This is a genomic window from Flavobacterium sediminilitoris (genome assembly GCF_023008245.1).
Lineage (GTDB): Bacteria > Bacteroidota > Bacteroidia > Flavobacteriales > Flavobacteriaceae > Flavobacterium > Flavobacterium sediminilitoris.
On record NZ_CP090145.1, the window covers coordinates 2,558,503 to 2,582,500 of the forward strand.

General features: G+C 28.0%; 22 protein-coding genes. 13 read left to right on the forward strand and 9 right to left on the reverse strand.

The genetic code is table 11. The annotated features are described in order from the left end of the window. Window positions 1-96 precede the first annotated feature (96 nt). The 7 genes from LXD69_RS11750 (at window position 97) to LXD69_RS11780 (ending at window position 5,473) form a co-directional block, all read left to right on the forward strand. Window positions 97-666: a hypothetical protein gene (locus LXD69_RS11750; protein WP_246915568.1), complete on the forward strand. Its 570-nt coding sequence runs from the start codon at window positions 97-99 to the stop codon at window positions 664-666. 26 nt (window positions 667-692) lie between these two features. Continuing rightward, window positions 693-1,565 carry an Lcl domain-containing protein gene (locus LXD69_RS11755; protein WP_246915569.1) on the forward strand — a complete coding sequence of 291 codons (873 nt, stop codon included), beginning with the start codon at window positions 693-695 and terminating at the stop codon, window positions 1,563-1,565. A 346-nt stretch (window positions 1,566-1,911) separates the two neighbouring features. Further along, window positions 1,912-2,259, forward strand: coding sequence for a hypothetical protein (locus tag LXD69_RS11760; protein ID WP_246915570.1), 348 nt, complete (start codon window positions 1,912-1,914; stop codon window positions 2,257-2,259). A gap of 87 nt (window positions 2,260-2,346) precedes the next feature. Further along, window positions 2,347-3,003: a hypothetical protein gene (locus tag LXD69_RS11765; RefSeq protein WP_246915571.1), complete on the forward strand. Its 657-nt coding sequence runs from the start codon at window positions 2,347-2,349 to the stop codon at window positions 3,001-3,003. Between the two features lie 351 nt (window positions 3,004-3,354). After that, on the forward strand, window positions 3,355-4,233 hold the full coding sequence (locus LXD69_RS11770) for a helix-turn-helix domain-containing protein (protein WP_052705399.1): 879 nt from the start codon (window positions 3,355-3,357) through the stop codon (window positions 4,231-4,233). Between the two features lie 109 nt (window positions 4,234-4,342). Then, window positions 4,343-5,017 carry a hypothetical protein gene (locus tag LXD69_RS11775; protein WP_246915572.1) on the forward strand — a complete coding sequence of 225 codons (675 nt, stop codon included), beginning with the start codon at window positions 4,343-4,345 and terminating at the stop codon, window positions 5,015-5,017. A gap of 27 nt (window positions 5,018-5,044) precedes the next feature. After that, window positions 5,045-5,473, forward strand: coding sequence for a hypothetical protein (locus tag LXD69_RS11780; protein WP_246915573.1), 429 nt, complete (start codon window positions 5,045-5,047; stop codon window positions 5,471-5,473). Window positions 5,474-5,745: 272 nt separating this feature from the next. Here LXD69_RS11780 and LXD69_RS11785 read toward each other — a convergent pair whose 3' ends face one another. Beyond that, complete coding sequence (locus LXD69_RS11785) at window positions 5,746-6,174, reverse strand: helix-turn-helix transcriptional regulator (protein WP_246915574.1); 429 nt, start codon at window positions 6,172-6,174, stop codon at window positions 5,746-5,748. Window positions 6,175-6,359: 185 nt separating this feature from the next. Between LXD69_RS11785 and LXD69_RS11790 the strand changes: the two genes are divergently transcribed. The 3 genes from LXD69_RS11790 to LXD69_RS11800 all read left to right on the forward strand — a co-directional run bounded on the left by LXD69_RS11790 (window position 6,360) and on the right by LXD69_RS11800 (window position 10,444). Then, window positions 6,360-6,842 (forward strand): hypothetical protein, encoded by a 483-nt coding sequence (locus LXD69_RS11790; RefSeq protein WP_045972395.1) that lies wholly within the window; start codon window positions 6,360-6,362, stop codon window positions 6,840-6,842. A gap of 534 nt (window positions 6,843-7,376) precedes the next feature. Next, a complete protein-coding gene (locus tag LXD69_RS11795) occupies window positions 7,377-9,473 on the forward strand; it encodes an AAA family ATPase (protein WP_246915575.1) in 2,097 nt (698 codons plus the stop codon). Between the two features lie 14 nt (window positions 9,474-9,487). Further along, window positions 9,488-10,444 carry a hypothetical protein gene (locus LXD69_RS11800; protein WP_246915576.1) on the forward strand — a complete coding sequence of 319 codons (957 nt, stop codon included), beginning with the start codon at window positions 9,488-9,490 and terminating at the stop codon, window positions 10,442-10,444. Window positions 10,445-11,029: 585 nt separating this feature from the next. Here LXD69_RS11800 and mnmE read toward each other — a convergent pair. Together mnmE and LXD69_RS11815 are read right to left on the reverse strand one after the other, a co-directional pair. Then, window positions 11,030-12,433, reverse strand: a complete 1,404-nt coding sequence (gene mnmE / locus LXD69_RS11810; RefSeq protein WP_246915577.1) for a tRNA uridine-5-carboxymethylaminomethyl(34) synthesis GTPase MnmE — start codon at window positions 12,431-12,433, stop codon at window positions 11,030-11,032. Between the two features lie 131 nt (window positions 12,434-12,564). Continuing rightward, on the reverse strand, window positions 12,565-13,311 hold the full coding sequence (locus LXD69_RS11815; protein ID WP_246915578.1) for a DUF547 domain-containing protein: 747 nt from the start codon (window positions 13,309-13,311) through the stop codon (window positions 12,565-12,567). A 294-nt stretch (window positions 13,312-13,605) separates the two neighbouring features. On the opposite strand from LXD69_RS11815, the gene LXD69_RS11820 reads away from it, so the two are divergent. Beyond that, the gene (locus LXD69_RS11820) at window positions 13,606-15,378 is read left to right on the forward strand and encodes a MutS-related protein (RefSeq protein ID WP_246915579.1); all 1,773 of its coding nucleotides are present in this window, start codon (window positions 13,606-13,608) and stop codon (window positions 15,376-15,378) included. An 83-nt stretch (window positions 15,379-15,461) separates the two neighbouring features. On the opposite strand, the gene LXD69_RS11825 is transcribed toward LXD69_RS11820, so the two are convergent. The 6 genes from LXD69_RS11825 to LXD69_RS11850 all read right to left on the reverse strand — a co-directional run bounded on the left by LXD69_RS11825 (window position 15,462) and on the right by LXD69_RS11850 (window position 21,309). Beyond that, window positions 15,462-16,205 carry a DUF547 domain-containing protein gene (locus LXD69_RS11825; RefSeq protein WP_045972409.1) on the reverse strand — a complete coding sequence of 248 codons (744 nt, stop codon included), beginning with the start codon at window positions 16,203-16,205 and terminating at the stop codon, window positions 15,462-15,464. Between the two features lie 240 nt (window positions 16,206-16,445). Further along, window positions 16,446-17,564 (reverse strand): DNA polymerase III subunit beta, encoded by a 1,119-nt coding sequence (dnaN, locus tag LXD69_RS11830; protein ID WP_045972411.1) that lies wholly within the window; start codon window positions 17,562-17,564, stop codon window positions 16,446-16,448. 84 nt (window positions 17,565-17,648) lie between these two features. Then, window positions 17,649-19,331 (reverse strand): gliding motility-associated ABC transporter substrate-binding protein GldG, encoded by a 1,683-nt coding sequence (gene gldG, locus LXD69_RS11835; protein WP_246915580.1) that lies wholly within the window; start codon window positions 19,329-19,331, stop codon window positions 17,649-17,651. Continuing rightward, window positions 19,331-20,056, reverse strand: a complete 726-nt coding sequence (gene gldF / locus LXD69_RS11840) for a gliding motility-associated ABC transporter permease subunit GldF (protein WP_045972416.1) — start codon at window positions 20,054-20,056, stop codon at window positions 19,331-19,333. The genes gldG and gldF overlap by 1 nt, the downstream gene beginning before the upstream one ends. 114 nt (window positions 20,057-20,170) lie before the next feature. After that, the gene (locus tag LXD69_RS11845; RefSeq protein WP_246915581.1) at window positions 20,171-20,467 is read right to left on the reverse strand and encodes a putative quinol monooxygenase; all 297 of its coding nucleotides are present in this window, start codon (window positions 20,465-20,467) and stop codon (window positions 20,171-20,173) included. An 11-nt stretch (window positions 20,468-20,478) separates the two neighbouring features. Further along, on the reverse strand, window positions 20,479-21,309 hold the full coding sequence (locus tag LXD69_RS11850; protein ID WP_045972420.1) for an SAM hydrolase/SAM-dependent halogenase family protein: 831 nt from the start codon (window positions 21,307-21,309) through the stop codon (window positions 20,479-20,481). Between the two features lie 105 nt (window positions 21,310-21,414). On the opposite strand from LXD69_RS11850, the gene LXD69_RS11855 reads away from it, so the two are divergent. Together LXD69_RS11855 and LXD69_RS11860 are read left to right on the forward strand one after the other, a co-directional pair. Then, a complete protein-coding gene (locus tag LXD69_RS11855; RefSeq protein WP_045972422.1) occupies window positions 21,415-22,365 on the forward strand; it encodes a PhoH family protein in 951 nt (316 codons plus the stop codon). 198 nt (window positions 22,366-22,563) lie between these two features. Beyond that, a complete protein-coding gene (locus tag LXD69_RS11860; RefSeq protein WP_246915582.1) occupies window positions 22,564-23,988 on the forward strand; it encodes an alpha-amylase in 1,425 nt (474 codons plus the stop codon). The last annotated feature ends 10 nt before the right edge of the window (window positions 23,989-23,998 follow it).

The window sequence follows — 23,998 nt, forward strand, 5'->3', positions numbered from 1 at the left end:
ACGAATATTGATTGTAACATATCAGATATTGGTTTGCTATTTCGTGTTGTGTTTTCAATGTATACTTTTGATTGGTAACATTAAAAAAAACACAATATGAAAAAGATTTGCGTTATAGCTTTATTGCTTTTATCAACACTAATTTTAACCTCTTGCGGTGGCGGAAGTGCTAAACAAGAAGCGACAGCTAAGGGATTTTTAGAAATTGAAAATCAAATTAAAGATGAATTTGGTAACGATGCTTATTATACCGATTTATCAATTACCTACAATGAATCTATTGGTAATATTGTTAGTATAACGGTTACTAAAAATCCGGAATCTTTACAAATGGAGCAATGGAACCAAACGCAGGACAATTGGAACCAAACATCAGATGTTACTATAGAAATTCCAGAGGGAACAAAAGCTGCTGACTTTATGTTTCAACTGAACGATGCAGTTAATTTAAAAAAACTAGGCGAATTAGTTGAAAAATCAAAAATTCAACTTACCAAAGAGAAAAATATAGAGAATCCTAAATTACATATAGCTTCTGTAAAATTTCCAGATAATGGCGATGTTTCAAAAGCGGAGTATGTAGTAATGCTTCAACCTGAAAATGGAGGCACAACTTTTAGTTTCTATTATTCTTTAGCGGGAGAATTAAATGATATAAAATATTAATTAAGAATTAAATAAATATAATAATTATGAAAAAGATTTTTAAAATAAAAAGTTTAGTAGCTGTAGCTTCCTTACTATTTGTAATAGGTTGTAGTAGTGATGATGATGTTAATGATCAACCAAACAATCCAATAACGGTTCAAGATTTTTCTGCAACAGTTGATGAAAATCCTACAAACGGACAATCATTAGGAATAGTTCAAGCAAGTAGTAATGAAACATTAACATATAGTATATCTACATCAACTCCTTTGAATGCATTAAGTATAGATGTCAATACGGGAGAATTAACTGTAGCCGACGAAACTTTGTTTGATTATGAAATAAACACAGAAATCACAGCAACAATTACTGTAGAAAATTCAATGGAAACAGAGAATTTAGCAGTTACTATTAATTTAACAAATGTGAATGAAATAGGTGACTATAACTATGGTGGTGTAATTTTTTGGGTAAATGCTACAGGAGATGAAGGCTTGGTGTGCGCAATTAATGATGAAGGAACAGCTGAATGGGGATGCGCAAGTACAGATATTACTGGAGCAAATGGAACTGTAATAGGTACAGGTGAAGCTAATACTTTGGCTATAATAGCTGATTGTTCAACTATAGGTACTGCTGCAGATTTAGTTTCTAACTCAACTTTGAACACTTTTAACGATTGGTTTTTACCAAGTAGAGATGAAATTCATGAACTATATATGAACAGAGTTGTAGTAAATAATACAATTTCATTGTATGGTGGAACGTTACTTAATGATGGACTTTATTGGTCTTCTTCTCAAAATAATCCTTCTTCAACTGCTTGGTATCGCGATTTTTCTACAGGTCAAGTTTCAACAGATTATAAAGCGGCTGTTTATAAAGTTAGAGCCGTAAGAGCTTGGACAGAATTTTAATTTAAAATGCCATAATAATGAAAATTTCGTTTAAATATTATCAAAAAACTAAGGTGTTATTTATTCGAAATTTTCTCTATTTGTATCTTTTAATTTTTACGATTTCTTGTCAAACAAAAAACAAAAATATAGGTTTACAGAAACGGATCATTTGCAATATGAAAAATTAAGATTTGTAATAACATTGTTTAATGCAAAATAATTTAAGTAAGTAGAAGAGCAATTAACAGATTTTAGTGCTAGTTACCGTTTTATATTGGATTGCCATAATTTAGGGTTTGAAACGCTAGAAAGTCATTTTAAACAATTAACTTTACCTTATTGCCAAGATTAATTATTTAGAAAATTGAAAGTACTAAAATCGATATTGGGTTATCTTCTATGGATTATTTTATCCTTATTATTAGGGATTGCTTATATGCGATTGCTTTTAGGTGAAATTCCAAAAGAAGATAGTTATAGCGGTTTAGGCTTTTTTCTTAATTTATTTTATCACTATGGTTTAGTATATGTTGGATTAACAATTGGTAGCATTATAGCGTTCTTTTTTATTCTTACAGATTTCATTTTTTTAAGAAAAAAATTAAGTTTCGACTTTACATCATTATTAATTAGAATTTCAATTTTCTTATTGATTTCAATAATTGTATTTATACTTCATTATTTTTTAGAGAAAATTATTGATGTTATTTAATATGAAATACCCATTAACAAAATTGAAAACCAACAAAGATGAACAAAATAGGCATTTATGTTCCTATATTTAAAATAATTCATACAGATGAAAAAGCACAAATTAATAGTTTTAATGTTACTTTTAGGAAACTTTATTAGTCAAGCTCAAACTAATGCTATTGAAGATTTTATTCCAAAAGGATATGTTTTATATGAAAAAGTTTTTGGTGATTTAAATAAAGATAAACAAGAAGATTGTATTCTAATTGTAAAAGAAACCTATAAAGAAAATATTGTTACAAACCGTTTTGATGAAGTAGTAGATCGCAATCGTAGAGGAATAATCATTTTGTTTAAAAATGAAAATGGTTATCAAAAAGCAACTGAAAATTTACATTGTTTTTCTTCAGAAAATGAAGATGGAGGAGTTTATTTTGCACCAGAACTTTTTTTTGAAGTTAAAAAAGGAAACCTTCTTATCCATTATGCTCATGGAAGATATGGAGCTTGGAAATATACCTTTAGATATCAAGATTCAAAATTCAAATTAATTGGATTTGACAATACTTATGGAGGAGTAGTCATTAGAAATGAAACCAGCATTAATTTTTTAACTAAAAAGAAACTATTTAGAGAAAATATAAATGAAGATGCTGATGGTGGCGATGAGGTTTTTAAAGAAACCTGGAGTAAAATTGAAATTAGCAAATTACTCATTCTTTCAGAAATTAAAGATTTTGATGCATTAGATTTTGGTAACTAAAGTTAAAAATGATTAACCTATGTTTGTTTTTTTGCTACTAATTTTATTGGTTTCTATTGTTCTATTTTTTTATGTTTTTTTTAGAGTTGGGAAATGGATTTTAAAAGAAAAGATTAGAATAAAATGAGTAATATTGATTCTTACATTTCTAGTGTTAGCATTTGCGATAAAAAAACGATTGATTTAATTTATTGAATTTTCTTTATTTATAAAGGTTTAAGAGAGCAGAGGTGAACAAGAGGTGTTAGTAGAATTTAAAGATCATAAAGTAAACTGTCTTGATTTGTTTTTTCCAAATAATTTCAAGGGATTATAATTTCTTAATTTTGTAAATACTAAATTTCTAAATAATTGAATACTTTAATAACATCTGCAATGTTTAAAGGGAAATATTTAAAGAATATTCCTCCTGATTTTCAATGGCAGAAGACACCCTTACAAACATATCCTTTAAGTTTTCTTCGTAATCATTTTATACTTCCCTTACCTGTAATACAAACAAGCTATAATTTTTTATTCTACATAAAAGAAGGGAGTTTTGTTAATCGGATAAATAACAATCTATATCATTGTGGACCAGGCTCTCTTGTTTTTGTTTCAGCAGGTACTATTAATGCACTTCAAAAAACGTCTGATGATTTAAAAGGTTATTTTGTATTGATTGAAGAAAAGATAATGACTGTTTTATTTAATCAATCGGAACTTCTCAATGTTTTTATGATTGACCCGGTACTAAAGCTTAAAGAAGTAGAAAGCGAATGGATGTACACAATTTGTAAGTTACTTTTTACGGAACTAAACTCTAAATTACCCAATATTCAAATTAGTAGTAGTTTAACACAAGCTTTACTGAGCAAAATAATACAATTGTCTGAAAAACAAAGAACAATAACCCGTTCACAACAAATAGCCATCAATTTTAAGAAGTTAGTACATCAACATTATATTAAAGAAAAAAAACTATCTTTTTACACTGATTCTTTGGCTGTTTCTGCAAATTATTTGAATAGATGTGTTAAAATGGTTTTTCATAAAAGTTGTAAAGAAATAATTGCAGAAGTATCTGTTTTAAATAGTCAAATTTTACTTTTAGATAAAACTAAAACAATAGCAGAAATTAGTTTTCAACTTAATTTTGATGATCCATCTTATTTTACTAGAATCTTTAAAAATTTTACTGGGATGACTCCAACCGAATACAGGATAAAAAACATGCACGATTTATCCTAGTTAAAGCACATTAATTACTCTTTATTAAAAATGGGCTGATTGTAGCTTTGCAATAATTTCAATCATCACTTAAAGTGATTAATTATTGTACAAAGTAAACAATTAAAAAATGAGCAAATTTTTATTATCTGCTATTATAGCAACAGTTCTTTCAATATCTTCAATTCAGGCACAAAATGAAAACGAAGATAAAAATTCTAGTTTTCAAAATCCACCAATTACCATGGAAACGGTTGCGGGTTCTAGAGGTGTAATGTATCAATTACTTGTAAATAAAAAATTTATAAGTGTCCCAAAGCTAGGTTTTTTCAGTGTCACTAATGCAAATGCTCCTTGGGAAAAAGAGATAACACCAGATATAATGACACAAGCACACCTTACATATAGTTTATTCAAAGGTTTAGATGTTACATCAGGAATGCAATACAGTCCGGTTTATGGTTTTCGTCCTGTTGCGGGTTTAATTTATTCTTATGCAACACAAAATTTGTTAGTAATCGTAAATCCTAAAGTAGATATTGCTGATGATCTTGCTTCGGAAGGATTAGCATTAATAGAATATAAACCTAAAATAAATGAAAAGTTTAACTTTTACAGTCGCATACAAGGTTTATATGGTTTTGTGCCAGAGTCAGGTAATCACAATAGGAGTTATATCATGTTGAGAGCTGGTTTAAGCTACAAAGAATTCTCATTTGGAGCTGCATCAAATTTTGATTGGTATGGTCCTTTTAAGCATAATGAAAATAATTTTGGAATTTTCGGTAGTGTTTTGTTATTCTAATTCTTAAACGTTTTATAGCGAATTAATATGTATTCAATAGTAAAAAATTCACATTCATTTATAGCATTTTTATCATTAATCTTTTTGATTATATCAACGATATATGCTTTTTATGGTTATAAAGCTAAAATAAAATATACTAAAAAAAGTAAAATAGTATTTACTATAGGCCTTATTACAATGCATACCCAGTTTCTTATTGGTGTTTTATTGTATTTATTGTCTCCTTTAGGGATTTCAAATTTTTCAAAAGAGATGATGAAAAATAGTTTTTCTAGGTTCTATGCATTAGAGCACCCAACTATTATGTTATTAGCTCTCATACTAATTACAATTGGCTTTTCTAAATCAAAAAGGAATACGGATAATAATATAAAGTTTAAACTAATTGCTATTTTTTATAGTATAGGATTAATTTTAATTATGTCAAGAATACCTTGGAGTTCATGGTTGTAATTACTTTAGTAACACATAGTGTTTGATAAATAAAGAGTTGAGATATCATTATATTTCAACTCTTTTTATTTAGTATAATAAATGAATATACTAGTTTGGTGTGCATAGCATTTAAGACTAATCGGATATAATTTAAAGACTCTTTAGAATTAAAAATGTAGAGGTGTATAAAAGGTGTTCATAAAATTAGTCTTTTCTATAAAAAAATCTAATTTACATTTTATTTTTATTAATTACATATAGGTTTCTTGACATTGTAGATAGGGCTACATTTATCTTTTCTTGTCCATAAAATTAATAAGCTCTTGCTTTTCGGTTTCATTACCTCTTTCATAAACACGTTGAATAATGGCTCTATATTGTTTGTCCCAATTAATTTTAGAAATATCAGTATCCCAAAAAAGTGATTTTCGTAAATGGGATAAGTTAGGAGTATGAAGTGCTTTCTTTTTCATTTGAGCAATTTCGTAATAGGTTTGAAGAAATGCCAATGCCCCTTCTTCTAAACTTAGAGCAGCTTCTATTTTTAAAGCTAATGCAGTATTAAGGCTTCTTCTCCCTTTTGTAATAGCATTAATGGTTTGTAGATGTTCTCCTATAGAAAGGGCAAAAGGTCGCTGAGCAATCTCTTTTTTAGCTAATAAGCGCTCTAAAATGATTCCTGGATGAATGCCTTTATATTTTTCTAATTGAAAACGCATAGTACTAATGTAAACAAATTTGTTTATATAGACATATTGTAAAGTATAGTTCCGAGTAAAAAGGAAATTTAGAAGTAGTAAATCTTAAAATTATGTGATTTATACTATAAAAGTTTGTTAAAGAGGATGTTCTGGTATATAAATTGTTTTGTGAAAAGTATTGTTAAATTTTAAAACTATAAAATATGAGTGCAAAAAATCAAATTAGTATCGAAATTCCTCAAGAAGTAATTGATACGGTGACCCAAAAATTACAAGAATGTAAAACGGCTTTAGCTCCTTTTTTACAAGGACTTACCGCAGAAGAACGAGTATCGTTGTTTAAAATGGGAGACAAAACGGTTGCCACAGTGCAAAAAACAAAATCTTATGTAGATACGAATCCAGAGTTTGTACCTGCTTACATGGATAAAACAGAATTTTTAAAAGACGAAGCCGTTGTTTCTATCTTAAACCCATTGACTAATTTAGCTTCGCAACTTACTTCAGATTTAAATGACACTATTATGCTAGCAGGTAGTGAAGCTTTACAAGCTTCTATGTTGTATTACGGACAAGTAAAAGAAGCTCATAGTAAAGGAATTGTTACTGCAAGACCTATCTACGAAGATTTGAGCCAACGTTTTGCTAAAAGAAACCGAAAGGGTAGTACAGATAAACCAGAATAAGTTTAATAATTTCTTAAAAATGAGACTCCAGCAATGGAGTCTTTTTTTGTTTTATACCTAAAACATTATAATTATAACCTAAAAGGTATTAATTATAAGCAAAAAGGTATTATTTATACTCTCAAAGCTATTAATTATAAGATAAAAGATATTATTTAATATCTAAAAGCTATTAATTATACTGTTTTTGCTATTAATTAATAGGGTAGAGGTTTTAAGTTGAATTTTGATGTTTTTTTTATTTACTCTCAACTTATTTTAAAACAACATTATTTTTAAAAGGTAAACTTTAACCACAATCTTGTCATGCTGTAAGCATCCCATTCGTAGCTCAAAGAGAAGTGTTTTGTTTTTTGAATAGAGAACTTAATGAATATTAAAACAGGTAGTTTTACTATTGTTAATCTTGCTGAAAATGGTTAGGTTTGATTTATCAAGTAGAGTTTTTTTAAATAATGAAAAAACTAATAAAATTTATTTTAGTCGTTTCAAAAAGATGCTCTAACTATTAAAGAGAATATAAAATATATAAAAATGGAAATTTTATACCTGTGGGTTAGAAAATATAAGAATTTAGAACATCAAGGATTTAACTTATCCAGTAAACTTACTTTTGAGACAATCATAAATAGCGAAGAAGAAGATGAGACTTTAAATGTTACTTTAAAACATTTTGAGAACGAAAAATATTTTTCCTTATTTCCAAGTAATATTATAGATGTAAAAGCAGTAATTGGTGAAAATGGCAGCGGAAAAACAAATTTATTGGAAGCAATATTAAATTTCTTTTTAGATAAGAGAAATATTTTTAAAGGATTTTTAATCACATCTGACAAAATCATTGTCCGTGATAAACTTAATTTTGAAAAGGTACCAAATGAACTATTTGGAAAGCCCCTTCATTTTATAAATCCAGAAGATATTTGCAATTTTTATAATTACGAAAGCCAATCAAAAAAGACAAGAAAAGAAGCTGTTCATTCCACTAAAAACAATTTAATGGAAACGTATTTTAAAGATAACTATATTATTAAATACGCTTCTTTTATCAATATGGATAATATTCACAATGTTGATGGTTTAGAAAATGATTATGCTAGATATGAAAATGGAGAACCTAATTTTATAAATATTGCTACAGAATCCATTATTGTTAGTGATTATCAATCTCTAAATAATAATGAAAGATATATAGTTACTGGTGAAAGTGAATTGTTAGCGCATAAATATCGAGAATCGTTAAGAATGGCTAATTTTTTAAAAATAGCTAAAGAGATTTTTTTTGATGAAAATAGATTTTTTAGTGTGCCAGTTGCTGAATTTAATGATTTTAGTGAAAAATTTTGGTATAGCGTAGATAAAATTATTTCTCCAAATTCTGAATCCTATAATCAAAGTATCGAAAAAATTTTAAAATTTGAATTATTAGAAACAAATCTCAGTAATGATGAAGAAAATTTTTTCAAATATTTATCAAGAGACATTACGTATTGTTTTTTAAGCTATGAATTAAAACATTACTTTAATTTTACACCTGAATATGAATATCCTCTAGTAAAATTAATTGACAATTTAAAAGAAAATTATAATTCTAAACTAGATCGATTTGAGGCATTATACCTATATATTGAAAAGACCTCTTTTTTTTCTGAAAATGCAGAAGTAATAATTAAACAGATAAAAGAAATAAAAAAGTATTTTATTGAAAAATTTGAATCAAAGGAAATTATTTGTGATGGAATTTTTGGTTTTAAAATTTCTGAAAATAAAGTTACAGATATAATTCAAGATTTCTTAAAAACTCCACTCTTTGGTATCAAAATAGATGAAGGTCGATTTTTAGCTTTAAATATTTTTGGTTTTAATTTTAATGGTTTGAGCGGAGGTGAATATGTTTTTTTATCTCAGTTTGCTAGAATCTATGAAACTTTAAATAATCATATTAAAACAAATAGAGACATACTTTTTTTAATTGATGAGGGTGATGTATCTTTTCACCCACAATGGCAAAAAAAGTATTTAAAATTTTTGCTTGATTTTTTTGAGAAGTTTTTTCCTAAAAATAGAGTACAACTAATTTTAATGACACATTCACCTTTTATAGTTTCTGATTTACCTAAAGAGAATATCGTTTTCTTAAAAAGGGACAAATACAGTAAGACAGAAGTAAGTGATATTACTCATCAAAACTTGACATTTGGAGCTAATATACACGATATTTTAGCAAATGATTTCTTTTTACAAGATGGATTTATGGGTGAATTTGCTAAAAATGAAATAAATAATATAATCGACTTTTTGACTAATAAGAAATTACAAATTAAAATCGATAGCCTCAAAAAAGAGATAGATGAAGTTAAAAAAAGGATTGCTAAAACCAGTAATGAAGAAGAGAAAAAAGAATTAGGAATTGATAAGAAAAATTTAACTAGACAAAAAAATGAACTAATTAAGAGAACTAATGATTTTCAGTTTTCTGATAAATATGATAAGAATTATTGTAAAAATATAATTGATATCATTGGAGAACCTATTTTATCATTTAGTTTAATAGAGTTGTATACAGAAGCTTTTCCAGATGAAAAGAAGTCTTTTATTGACGAACAAATAAAAAGACTTCAAAACTTATAAACTGTATTAAAATTATGATAGCAATACCTCTTGATAAAGTAAGAAATATTCAAAAAGCATATCAATCAGAAATAGATATGCAAAGGCAAAATGCATTGGATGAACTTAATGTATTGAATAGTGAGAAACATACTGTTGTTGATAAAGAATATTTAGAATTTGTTATAAGTAAATTTGAAAATCAAAATGATAATATACTGCTATGGGATTTAAATAGAATTAAGGAGGAAATAAATAAAATAGATTTTAAAAATGTTCCTACTGAAATTAAAAATGGAAAAACAAGGAAAACAGGAATAAAAGATAAGATTATTAAATGTTTAGGCTATACAAAATTAAGAAGTAGTTTTTACCCAAACTATTTTAATGATATTGGAATTAAAGCTTGTGTGTATTGTAATTCTCAATTAACTATTGTAGCCAATAAAAAGCACGCAAAATTTGAAGTAGATCATTTTTATTCTAAAAGTGATTACCCTTTTTTAAGTATTTCTTTATGTAACCTATACCCAGCTTGCGCTTCATGCAACGGAACAAAGAGTTCAAAAAAAATAGAGTTTGAGTTATACACTGATGACATTTCAAAGACAAAAAAATCAGATTACAAATTTAAATTAACATCAAATTCAAAAGCAAAATATTTAGTTACGAGAGATAGAAATAATATTGAGGTTGAATTTGAAGAACCTGATTATAAATCAAATGAATTTGCAAAATTTAATGATGTATTCCATGTAGAAGGGATTTATAAAACACAAAATGATTTAGTTGAAGAATTACTAATAAAGAGTCAAATTTATAATGAGAGTTATTTAAATATACTGAAAAGTAGTTTTTATAAATTAAATCTTAATCCAGAAGTTTTTAAAAGAATTATTATAGGTAACTATACAGAAGATATAGATATTCACAAAAGACCAATGAGTAAAATTACTATGGATATTGCAAGGGAATTGGGGTTAATTGACTAGTTTTTTTATAATATGGTTAATGTTTTCTTTGTAGATTTTCTAATGAGATGCTTACAGCATGACAAGTTTGCGTGTAAACTAGACTGAGAATATAAAAATTAATAATAGTAGTGTTCCAATCAATCGCAAAATGTAAACTGCCAACTGCGACTGAACACTGATTACTAAAAGCCTACTTCTCAATACAAAATTTGTTGCGAACTGAAATTTTCAGTGTTATAGGTATACTTATACCTAAAATAAGGCGAAAGCTTTGGAATTAAGCGAAAATATTAATTAAAATACAAAATTAGATAAACTGATATTCCATTAAGCGTTGTTCTCCAAATTTAGTTAAAAGCTGTTGTTCTACTGCCCATTTTAAATCTCTACTTTCGTAATTCGGTGGCAGGTTTATATAAATGAGTAGCGTTAATTTCTCCTATCTTTTCTGAAATAGAAGCTACTAGCGCTAAAATTTTATCAGTGATTGTATAAGGTGGTTTCATCCGTTTTTGATTATTTTTCTAATACTGTCGGATGCAATCTCACAAACTCGATTTCATTTATGATAGTATCATTTGATAGTATCAAAGATAATAAAAGTTATTTTCCGATACAGAAATTAGCAAAAATATTCCCTAACAACTCATCATTGGTTACTTCACCCGTAATTTCACCAAAGTAATGTAAGGCCTCTCTAATGTCCAAGGCAATTAAATCAGAGGAAATACCTGAATCTAATCCCCATTTTACTTTTTGTACTTCTTCCAAGGCTTTTAATAACGAATCGTAATGACGTGTATTGGTTACAATAGTTTCATTATTGCGTAAAGCTCCTGTATTTACAAAGGAAAGTAAAGTTTCTTTTAGAATATCGATACCTGTTTTTTGTTTGGCGCTTATGGTTATAAGTTGTAAATTATAAGTTGTAAGTTGTTCTTGTAGGTTTGTAATCTCTTTTTCAGTTAATAAATCGGCTTTGTTGGCAACCACAACAATTGGTTTTAAAGGAAACTTATTTTTGATTTTTTCTGTTTCAACTTTTAAGCTTTTTAAACTGTCAACTGTCAACTGTAAACTGTCCACTAAATACAAAACTACCTGTGCTTGTTCTATCTTCTCGAAAGTTTTTTGAATACCAATACTCTCTACTACATCTTTTGTTTCGCGAATACCAGCGGTATCAATAAAACGGAAACCAATACCGTTAATCACTAATTCGTCTTCAATAGTATCGCGAGTTGTTCCAGCGATATCGGAAACAATCGCACGTTCTTCATTTAATAAAGCGTTCAATAAGGTTGATTTCCCCACATTGGGTTCGCCTACAATAGCAACAGGAATTCCATTTTTAATTACGTTTCCTACAGCGAAGGAATCGATTAATCGTTTTAGTACAAATTCAATACGGTTTAATAATTCATAAAAAGCAGTTCTATCGGCAAATTCTACATCTTCTTCTGCAAAGTCTAATTCTAATTCGATTAAAGAAGCAAAGTTTAATAGTTCTTCTCTTAGCTTGGCAATTTCATTACTAAAACCACCACGCATTTGTTGCATGGCTATTTGATGACTCGCTTCATTATCTGAAGCAATTAAATCGGCTACAGCTTCCGCTTGTGAAAGGTCTAGCTTTCCATTTAAAAAAGCACGCAAAGTAAACTCACCAGCCTGAGCCATTTTTGCTCCTTTACGAAGTAATAACTGAATAATTTGTTGTTGAATAAAAGTAGATCCATGACAAGAAATTTCCACTACATTTTCACCTGTATACGAATTAGGCCCTTTGAAAAGAGATACTAAAACTTGATCGTAGGTTTTGTTTTGATCTACAATATGACCTAAATGAATAGTATGTGTTTTTTGTTTGCTTAGGTCTTTTCCTGAAATAGATTGAAAAACAGAAGCAGCAATAGTAACAGCATTACTACCAGATAATCGAATTATAGCTATAGCACCAGCACCAGATGGAGTAGCAAGAGCAACAATAGTTTCTTGTGGAATCATTTTAACAAATTAGACTGCAAAGATAAGGGTTTTTTGGTAGGTAGTGAATAGCCTTTAGTAATTAGTGACTAGCGAGAAATACTTTGTTAAGATCCTTTTTATTTATTGAAAGTAAGATTAATTATCATTCACTAGTTACTAGCAGCTAGAAACTCTTTATTATTAAATTTCATTTGACTATTTAAACTCCAATTATACTCTAAGTAGCTAATAGTAGCTTGTTCTTTAATCTTAACAGTTGAATATTTATTAATATAACTGATGATAGAAGTGTTGTTTTGAAGAAAATGATCCGAAAACCATTCAAATATTTTGGATAGTTTTATTTCTTTTCGGCTAATATTATTTTTAGTCATATCATTAATAAATACTTTTGCAGCTTGTTCTAATTGTTCATCCAAAATATCACCATAAAAAGGTTTTCTGTTTAAGCTAGGACAAGAAATAGAAGCACAGTTTATAGCAAAATGGATGCGTTCATCTAATGTTTTGCTTAAAATTTCTTTTTCAATATAATTTAAAGAAATAAGTTGCTTTTGATATGGAATAAAGCGCAAATCAAAAGATCCATAAATGTCTTTTATACTATTTATAGGAAAATGATCTATAATTAATTTAATAGAGTATACATTGTAGACATTTATCCAATAGGATAGTTTTTGATTTTTACTCCAATTATCATAAACTTCAATAGATTTAAAACGGTCGATAATCATAGTTAAATCTTTTTTATTCTCATAAATAGCATCATAATCTACGTTTCCTTCTTTAGAAACATATTTTGTTAAAAAATCTTCATAGAATTTGTAATTAATATATTGTCCAAAAGTTGCAGATTGAGTTAAAAAAAGCAGTAATAATAGAATATTTTTTTTCATAGTATATAGTTTTAATGTACTTATCTTATATCGTTTTATTTTCCTGTTTGCACAAGTAAAATATTAGTAACGATTAATAAGAACAGGTTTTATTAATTTATGAATCAAATGTAATTTGTAAGAAAAAGAATAAATGTTAGGTGTATGACAATAAAATAATTTTATGAAAATTATAACATTTATAGATTCTACATATTGTGTGTTTGTGCTTTTAAAAAATAGAGTGATAAAATGAGTATTTGTCAAAGATTATGCACAAGTTTAAAAACTTATATTTGCAGATAAATAGATAATATGGAACTATATATAAACCTTAAAAGAGAAGCTGAAATTGCTATAAAAAAAGTAAAAAGAGATTTAAACATATTGAGTTTTTTTAGATTTTTTACAATTATTTTGGCCTTGTTTTCAGGATATTACTATTATAAAACGGATAATGAGAATTATATATATTCTTCATTGTTCTTTTTTGTTTGCTTTCTTATTTTATTGCGCTATTATGATAAAAAAGCAAATGAGAAACGATTAAAAGACGCTATTGTTTCTATAAATGAAGATGAAATATCGTTTTTAAAAAATGAAAAAAATCCATTTGAAATGGGTGTTGAATTTCAAGATTTAAACCATGAGTATGCACACGATTTGGATATTTTTGGATATAAATCTTTATATCAAAATTTAAATAGAACACATACGTTTATTGGAAAAAAAACGTTGGCAACTGCTTTGTTAGAGCGTATTTCAAATAATCAAATTATAGAAAATCAGGAAGCAGTTAAAGAGTTATCAGCTAAAATAAACTGGAGACAGCAATATATGTCATTCGCAAAAGTGAGTAATGACAAAGAAGAATATTATAAAAAACTAATAGTATGGAGTAAGTACAACAGTGAAAAGATATCTAAACTATCAAAAGTTACTTCTTTTATATTGCCAATACTTTTTATAGGTTGTTTTGTAACTTATAGAATAACCAATTCGAGTGTGTTTTTAAACTATACGGTATTTTCATTTGTAATTAATTTATTATTTGCAGTTTCTTTTTTCAAAAGAGTGAAATTAGAAAACGCAGAATCAACAGCCATAGATAAAATTATAAAACAGTATGGTTTAATGTTGGATAGTATAGAAAGAGAATCTTTTACTTCAAAAAAACTGATTGAGTTGCAAAATGAGCTAAAAGCAGAACAAAACAAAGCGAGTCATTTACTTATTACGTTGTCTAAGCTCTTTTCAATATTAGATAGTGTTGCTAATCCTGTAGCAGCTATTTTATTAAATGGTTGTTTCTTATATCACATACATAATTTAAACGCTATTATACGTTGGAAATCAAAAAATGCAATGCATTTAGAACGATGGTTAGCAATAATAGGAGAATTTGAGAAATTAAATAGTATGGCTAATTTTAGTTATAATAACCCACAATTTGCATTTCCAGAGTTAAATGAGAAATATGAAATCTCTTTCTCAGAAATAGCACATCCATTATTAGATACCAATAATAGAGTAACAAACACAGTAGATTTTCAGCCTCAATCTTTTATGATACTAACAGGTTCTAACATGTCTGGTAAAAGTACGTTTTTAAGAAGTTTAGGTGTTAATATGGTTTTAGCAGCTATGGGAGCGCCAGTTTGTGCTACAAAAGCAAATGTGCATCCTATGCCAATTTTAGTGTCTATGAGGTTATCGGATTCGTTATCAGATAATGAATCTTATTTTTATGCTGAAATAAAACGATTAAAGAAAATAATGGATGCGTTGGAAAATGAGCGTTCGTTTGTGTTATTAGATGAAATATTAAGAGGAACAAATTCAGATGATAAACGATCTGGAACAGTTGATGTCATAAAAAAAATGATTGCTAAAAATGGAGTAGGAGCAATAGCAACACATGATATTGAAGTGTGTTTAATAGCAAGCGATTATCCGCAACAATTAGTAAATAAATGTTTTGAAGTAGAAATTAATCAGGATGATTTACACTTTGATTATAAGTTAAGAAATGGTATTTGTAAAAATAAAAGTGCTACTTTCTTGATGAAGAAAATAGGTGTTATATAAAAAAATAAGAAGGCAGTAACAATTTGTTACTGCCTTCTCTCATTTAGATAATTAAAACGCAAAATTTATGAAAAAAAGTCTTTTTATTTTAATGCAAAATATTCCTTCTGAATAAATTTCTTATGACTGTTTAAACTCCAGTTATAATCTAAAAATTCTATTGTAGCATTTTCTTTAATTTTTTTATCAGAGTATTTATTGATGTATTTTATTATAGAGGTATTATTCTTTAAAAAATCATCTGAAAACCAGTCAAATATTCGAGATAGTTTTACCTCTTTCCTAGAAATATTATTTTTAGTCATATTGTTAATAAAGCGTTTTGCTGATTTTTCTAATTGCTCATCAACAATATCACCGTAAAAAGGTTCTCTGTTAATATTCGGACAAGAGATAGATGCACAGTTTATAGCAAAATGTATTCTTTCATCTAATGTTTTGCTTAAAATTTCTTTTTCAATATAGTTTAAAGAGATAAATCGTTTTTGATAAGGAATAAATTGTAAATCAAATGATTTATGAATGTCTTTTATACTGTTTATTGGAAAATGGTCTATAATTAGTTTAATTGAGTATACATTGTAAGTATTAATCCAGTGTGCTAGTTTTTGTGTTTTGCTCCATTTATCATCGGTTTCAATAGACTTAAATCGCTTAATAATCGCTTTTAATTCGTCTTTGTTTTCATGAATAGCATCATAATCAACATAGCCATCTTCAGAAACATATTTGTTTAAAAAATCTTCATAGAATTTATAATTAATATATTGACTGAAAGAGCTTAATTGTGAGAATAGAAGAAATAGTAATAGAATATTTTTTTTCATGACTTTAACTTTTTATACTTTTTTGAAGATCAATTTTAAATACTTACGATAAAGTAGTTGTATTGGTTTTCAAAATAAAATGTTAAAGTTTTTATTTGCTGTATGTTATAAAAATATAGACAATAAAAAAACCGCATTCACTTTTCAGTTTCTGCGGTTTTTTTGGGTTAAGGTTGGTTATAGTCATTTTAAGCATATAGAAAAAAGGTTGTTTCTTTTTACTTATGCTTTTGTTTTTTATTAATTGCTTAACATAACTGGCATAACAAGCATTGTTACTGTTTCGCCATCATCTAAACCATCAACAGGGGTAAGTATTCCTGCTCTGTTTGGCATAGACATTTCTAATTGAATTTCGTCACTTGTAAGATTGTTTAACATTTCTGTTAAGAAACGAGAATTGAAACCAATTTGCATATCATCACCTTGGTAATCACAAGTTAAACGTTCGTCTGCTTTGTTAGAGTAATCAATATCTTCAGCAGAAATGTTTAATTCTGTTCCTGCAATTTTTAGACGTATTTGGTGCGTTGTTTTGTTAGCAAAAATAGCCACACGACGTACAGAGCTTAAAAATTGAACTCTATTGATTAATAATTTATTTGGATTTTCTTTTGGAATTACGGCTTCGTAGTTAGGATACTTTCCATCTATTAAACGACATGTTAGCACATAGTTTTCAAAAGAGAATGTAGCATTAGCATCATTATATTCTATTTTTACTTCTGCATCAGAAGCCGCTAAAATTCCTTTTAAGATGTTTAAAGGTTTTTTAGGCATAATAAAATCGGCTACTTGAGACGCTTTAACATCTGTACGAGCATATTTTACTAGTTTATGAGCATCTGTAGCAACAAATATTAATCCTTCTGGTGAAAATTGAAAGAAAACACCGCTCATTACAGGTCTTAAATCATCATTTCCAGCAGCAAAAATTGTTTTACTTACAGCAGTAGCAAGTACTTCGGCTGGTACAATTGTAGAAGATGGATCTTCTAGTGCAACCGCTTTTGGAAATTCTTCTCCAACTGCATAAGCAATAGCATATTTACCAGAATTAGAGCTTATTTCTACAGTACTGTTTTCTTCTACAGTAAAAGTTAAAGGTTGTTCTGGAAATGTTTTAAGTATATCTAATAATAGTTTTGCAGGTACTGCAATACTTCCTTGGCTTGTTGAATCTATTTCTAACGAGGCTGACATTGTTGTTTCTAAATCTGATGCAGAAACAGTTAGCTGATTATTGTTTAATTCAAATAAAAAGTTGTCTAAAATAGGTAACGTATTACTACTATTAATGACGCTTCCTAATACTTGTAGCTGTTTTAATAAATATGAACTCGATACTATAAACTTCATCTTCTTTTATTTTAAAATCTTTTATGATTTTATTTCACAAATATATTCTAATTATTAGCAAACACAAAAACATTTTATTAACATCTATTTGCTATAGGTTCTTTTTCTTAAATAAGTGAATAAAAAACCAAAAATTCCTAAAATAACTATTGGCAACCCGATAGTTATCATTTGTGCCCAAGTATAGTTTTGGTACACCTTTTCTTTATCTAATAATGGTAAATTAACATCTTTACTTCTAATGTTGATAAGTCCAGTATCATCTAATAGGTAATTTACACAATTCATTAAGAACTCTTTGTTGCCATATAAATTATTTGTCCACTTATCAAAACCTAATTCTAATGGTGCGTTATTTTCAATTTGATTTTTTATAATATCGCCATCAGAAATTACAATCATTTTGTTTGCAACACCATCTGCTTTGTATGTATTGTCTTTAAATGGAAGTACTCTGTTTTTATACATAGATGGAAAAGATCCTTCTAATAGAACAGCAACAGGCATTAGTCCTTTTCCTAAATATTCTTCTGGACTTGTTTCTTCTGAGACCATATCTAATGAAATTTGAGAAGGTGTTCCTATTGGTCTTGAATATTCGGAGCTACTTAATAGTACTGTTTTTTGGATATCATTTTTTAATAATTCAATAGGAGAGGCAAATTCAAACTTAATGCCTTCCATGTTTTTTACTAATGGGTGATTTGTTGATGGATAGATAAAAGGGGAAAATTTCCAAAAATATTGTTCATATTGAGTTTGGCTTCCTTGCTTTCCTGTTGCTAATTTTATAGGTGTAGCTTGCTCGTCTTTAATTAGCAATGGATTAATCCTTAATCCATATTTAAAAAACATATCAGTAAGATTCAAATCATTTTGATGCGCTAAAATACTTCCTGTTTGGTTATATAAATCTTCATAATTAGCTACTACATTATCAACCATCCATAATGTTTTTCCTCCATTTACAATAAACTGATCTAGTACTTCTTTTTCTTCTTCTGTAAATTGTTCGGTTGGTTTTGCAATTATAGCTAAATCATATCTTTTTAAAGCTCCTAAAGATTCTTTAGGTTGTTTTGCTACAGAATCTAATGTAAAAGTACCAATGTAATAACTCTCACGTACTGATTTTATAAAATCGGCAATATATAAATCGTCTAGTTCTCCGTTTCCTTTTATAACGGCTATTTTTTTCTGCTTCTCTTTGCTTATTTTGTTGAATGCTTCTGCAAAAGCGAACTCTAAATGTTGTACGGAACTGATTACTTTTTGCTCAGTAGAAGCACCCATTAAATTTTTTAATAATGATACTTTAGCATTTTTTGTTCCATAACTGGCAACTGCCCAAGGAAATACGACTTCCTGGCTTTGTTTTCCTTTGTCTTCAACAGTTATGTTTAGAGGTTGTAACCCATTAGCATGAAAAGTTTGCATTACAGCAAATCGTTCTTCTTCTTTTTCAACAGGATTTTTAAATTCAAAAACTATATTTGGATTGTAAGCAGAAAATTCTTCTAATAGTTGTTTTGTTTCGTTTTGTAAACGTTTAAACTCTGGAGGAAAATTGCCTTCTAAAAATACTTCAATTTGCAATGGACTATCTATACTCTTAATAATATTTAATGACGTTTCAGAAAGAGTATATCGTTTATCTTGTGTTAGATCGAAGCGTTTGAAATAATAATTACTACCAAAATTAATAGCAATTAAAACAATTATTGTAATGAATAATGATTTTAGATTTTGTTTTTTAGCTGCTTTCATTATCCTTTTAATGTTTTAAGTTTATAAACAGTAATTGATAAAAATAGAATCGTTACACTTAAAAAATAAAGTACATCTCGTGTATCAATAACACCTCGACTCATACTTTTAAAATGATAATCCATTCCTAAAAAGGCAATGAACTTACTATTTTCTTTTAATAAATTTGAAATGCCTTCAAAACCAAAATAGAAGAAAAAACAGACAAATACTGCTAATATGAAAGCAACAATTTGATTTTCAGAAAGTGTAGAAGTATATATTCCTATTGCTGTATAAGCTGCAATTAAAAATAAAAGACCAAAATATGAACCCATTGTGCTTCCCATATCAATATTGCCTTCGGGATTTCCAAAATGAGAAATAATCCAAACATATACTAATGTTGGTATAATTGCTAAAACAATTAATACAAAAGCGCCTAAAAATTTTCCATTAACAATTTCCCACATTGATAATGGTTTTGTGAAAAGAAGTTCTATTGTACCTTGTTTTTTTTCATCTGAAAAAGTACGCATTGTTACGGCTGGAATAAGGAAAATTAAAATCCAAGGCGATAATTTAAAAAATGGACCTAAATCGGCAAAACCAGAATTTAAAATATTAAAATCGCCTTCAAAAACCCAAAGGAATAATCCATTAAGTAATAAGAAAATGGCAATAACAAGATACCCTATTGGTGATCCAAAGAAAGATTTTATTTCTCGTAGCAGTAATGCTTTCATTTATTTATGTTTAAAGTTTGACTCAAATGATTTTATCTCATTTTGATAATAACCTTGAATGCAAATTTATATTTTTTATTGTTTTATTTGTATAAAACTTTTTATTGTATCATTTTATGGTAAAGAAACTATTTTATCTACACTCCAAGCTTCTGGTTTATCGCTAAATAATGCTTTAGTGAAAGTCCAAACTTCATTAAATAGATCCGATTTTCTATAGTTTTCTAAATCTTCTTCAGTATTCCAATAACTATAAGTGAAAAAAATACGGTTGTCATTTTTATCTTGATATAGTTCAAGAAACTGATTCCCTTCAAAATGTCTAATATTTTCTTTTATTACGTTGAATTTTTCTAAGAAAGTGTCAATTTTATCTTCTTGAAAACGCATTTTTACAATTCGTACAAACATTTATATATTTTTTATTCATTAAAAATAATACTTACTACATCTCTAAATTTTAACCCTAGAAGAGTAGAGGCAGAACCCACTGTTTTAGGATTGCTTTTATAAATAGCAATTTCCAAATAACCATCATCATTAAAAAGGCAAAGTGCATTTCCTTCAAACGATTTTAAAGAGTATTTATCGGTGTTTTTAAAATCAGAGTAAAAATCATGGATTCGCTCTAATTTTTTATTGTGAAATTTTATTGTAAAAGTTCTATTTCGGGCTGTTTCATTAAATATTTTTTTAGAAATATTCGTCACACAATTGCCAAATTCATCGATATGAATAATAGATCCTTTAATAGTAAGCATATCACTAGATATTTGAGCCGTTAATTCATTTATTGGTTTTAATTCATTTATTTCTTTTCCAATTACATTTAATAATCCTCCTCTTGCAATATGACAAGCAACAGCAACAAAAACATTCATATCTGTAGCATCATCTTGAAGACGATTGTGAATATTAATAGCAACTAGTTTTTGTGGAATCTTCTTTTGGATTAATGAGCTTAGAATACCATTATCGGCGCAAATAAAATAATGATCGTCCCATTGCATTGCAATATGTTGTGTAGTAGTAGTACGTTCACTATCAACACCTATTATATGGATAGTACCTTTTGGGAAATTTTTATATGCAGCAGCAATACAATAACTAGCTTCAAGTGTATTAAATAGATCTATATTATGAGAAATGTCAATAATAACAGGGTTTTCAAGTCCAGAAATTAGTTTCCCTTTTAAAGATCCAACAAAATGGTCTTTTAATCCAAAATCGGTAGTAAGGGTAATTATTGACATAAATTTGTTTATAACTTATTCTAAAAGCAAGCTTTGTTTTTCTTAAATTTGAATACAAAGCTACTATAATTTTAGTATAACAAAAACAATTTAAAAAGAAAGCCTTTGAACGAAAGAATAATTGAATTAGTAGAAATTACTCCAAAAGATTTTTGGGGTGCACAAGATGTTCATTTAGAAGCGGTTAAAAAGTATTATCCGAAATTGAAAATTGTTGCTAGAGGAACAACGCTTAAAGCTTATGGTGAAGAAGAGATTTTAGATGAATTTGAAACTAAGTTTAGAAGATTAATGCTTCATTTTACACGCTATAATACCATTGATGAGAATGTGATTCTTCGAATTTTAGAAAATGAAGCTCAGGAAACACAACACATGCATGATAGAGATAAAATATTAGTACATGGAGTAGGCGGAAAGCTGGTTAAAGCCATGACACCAAATCAACAAAAACTAGTAGACACTATAATGCGAAATGATATGGTATTTGCTATAGGACCAGCAGGAACAGGAAAAACCTATACTGGTGTTGCTATGGCAGTGAAGGCATTAAAAGAAAAACAAGTAAAACGTATTATTTTAACTAGACCAGCAGTAGAGGCAGGAGAGAATTTAGGGTTTTTACCTGGTGATATGAAAGAAAAGCTTGATCCTTATATGCAACCACTATATGACGCATTAAGAGATATGATCCCTTCAGAGAAGTTGGAAGATTATATTTTAAAAGGAATTATTCAAATAGCACCTTTGGCTTTCATGAGAGGAAGAACACTAGACAATGCTTTTGTAATTCTTGATGAAGCACAAAATACTACTCATAGTCAAATGAAAATGTTTCTGACACGAATGGGAAAGAATGCTAAATTTATGATTACAGGTGATCCAGGTCAGGTAGATTTACCTAGAAGAACTATTTCGGGATTAAAAGAAGCAATTCTTATTTTAAAAGATGTAGATGGAGTAGGAATAATTTATCTTGATGATAAAGACATTGTAAGGCATAAATTAGTTAAAAAAATAATCGATGCTTATAAGAGTATTGAAAACCACGATTAATATAATTTGATAATTTATTTAAGAGCCAATCACTTTGTGATTGGCTATTTTGTTTATTATGTTTTGATAATCAAGGAATTGTTTTTTTAAAATACTTATTAACACGAAAACGTTTTCGTTAGTGTATTCGTAATTTTTATGTTATTTAATTATTAAATATTAATTATTTTTAGATAAAATTAATTAACTATATAAAATATGAAAAATAATATAAACTTAAAAATACTGATTTCGTGTGTCTTTTTTTCATTACTATCATGTAGTGATGAAACAATTGACTATGAAGAAACAACAAAAGATTTTAAAACAATACAGGTTACAAATCATGATGGAAGACCATTTAGTACAACATCAACAAATGAGACAGCTAAATTTGTTTCTGGTGCAGGAGGCGGAGTAATGATGCAAGCTTTTTATTGGGATGTTCCTGCTGGCGGAACATGGTGGAATGTTGTTAAAGGAAAAGTTACAGATTGGGGAAATGCAGGAATTGAATCTATATGGTTGCCACCAGCATCAAAAGCGCAAAATGGTCCTTTTTCAATGGGATATGATCTTACAGATTATTATGATTTTGGAGATTATAATCAAAATGGGACAGTTGAAACAAGATTTGGATCAAAAACAGAACTTGTTAGCTTAATAACAGCAGCTCATAATGAAAACATAAAAGTATATGCTGATATTGTTATAAACCATAATAGTGGAGGACAGTCCGAGTTTAATCCTTATACAAATTCAAATACTTATACACAGTTTAATGTAGCTTCAGGAAAATTTAATAGAAGTTACCATGATTTTTATAAGAACTCTTATGGAAACAATGATGAAGGAAGTTTTGGAGGTTTTCCAGATCTATGTCATGCTAATCCTTATGTACAAGATTGGTTATGGGGACGATCAGATGCAGTAGGGAAATATTATAAAAACACAATGAAGTTTGATGGATGGAGATTTGATTATGTAAAAGGATTTGGACCTTGGGTTGTGAATCAATGGAACGCAAATGTAGGAGGATTTTCAATAGGAGAATATTGGGATGCTAATGCAGCAACTTTAGAATGGTGGTGTGATAACGCAAATAGTTCTGCTTTTGATTTTGCATGTTATTATAGAATGGATGATGCTTTTGATGGAAATGATTTAACAAAATTGAGTACTGGTGATATGCTTTGGAAAAGAAGGCCTTTTAGAGCTGTTACTTTTGTTACGAATCATGATACAGACCAAATTTGGAAAAAAGATTTAGCATATGCTTATATTTTAACACATGAAGGATACCCAACAATTTTTTATAAAGATTATGAAGAATGGTTAGATAAAAATAAACTTAATAACTTAATTTGGATACATAATAATAAAGCAACGGGAAATACATCTATTCTTTATGCAGATAATGATGAGTATATAGCTAGACGAAATGGCTATAATGGAAATCCTGGATTGGTTGTGTATTTAAATAATTCAGGTTCATGGCAAGAAAGATGGATTCAAACAAATTGGTCAAATACTACAATAAAAGACTATACAGGAAACTCAACTTGGCAACCTGTAACTCAAGGAGATAAATGGGTTAAAATTCAATGTCCTCCAAATAGTTATTCTATTTGGTCAACATTATAAAGAAATATTT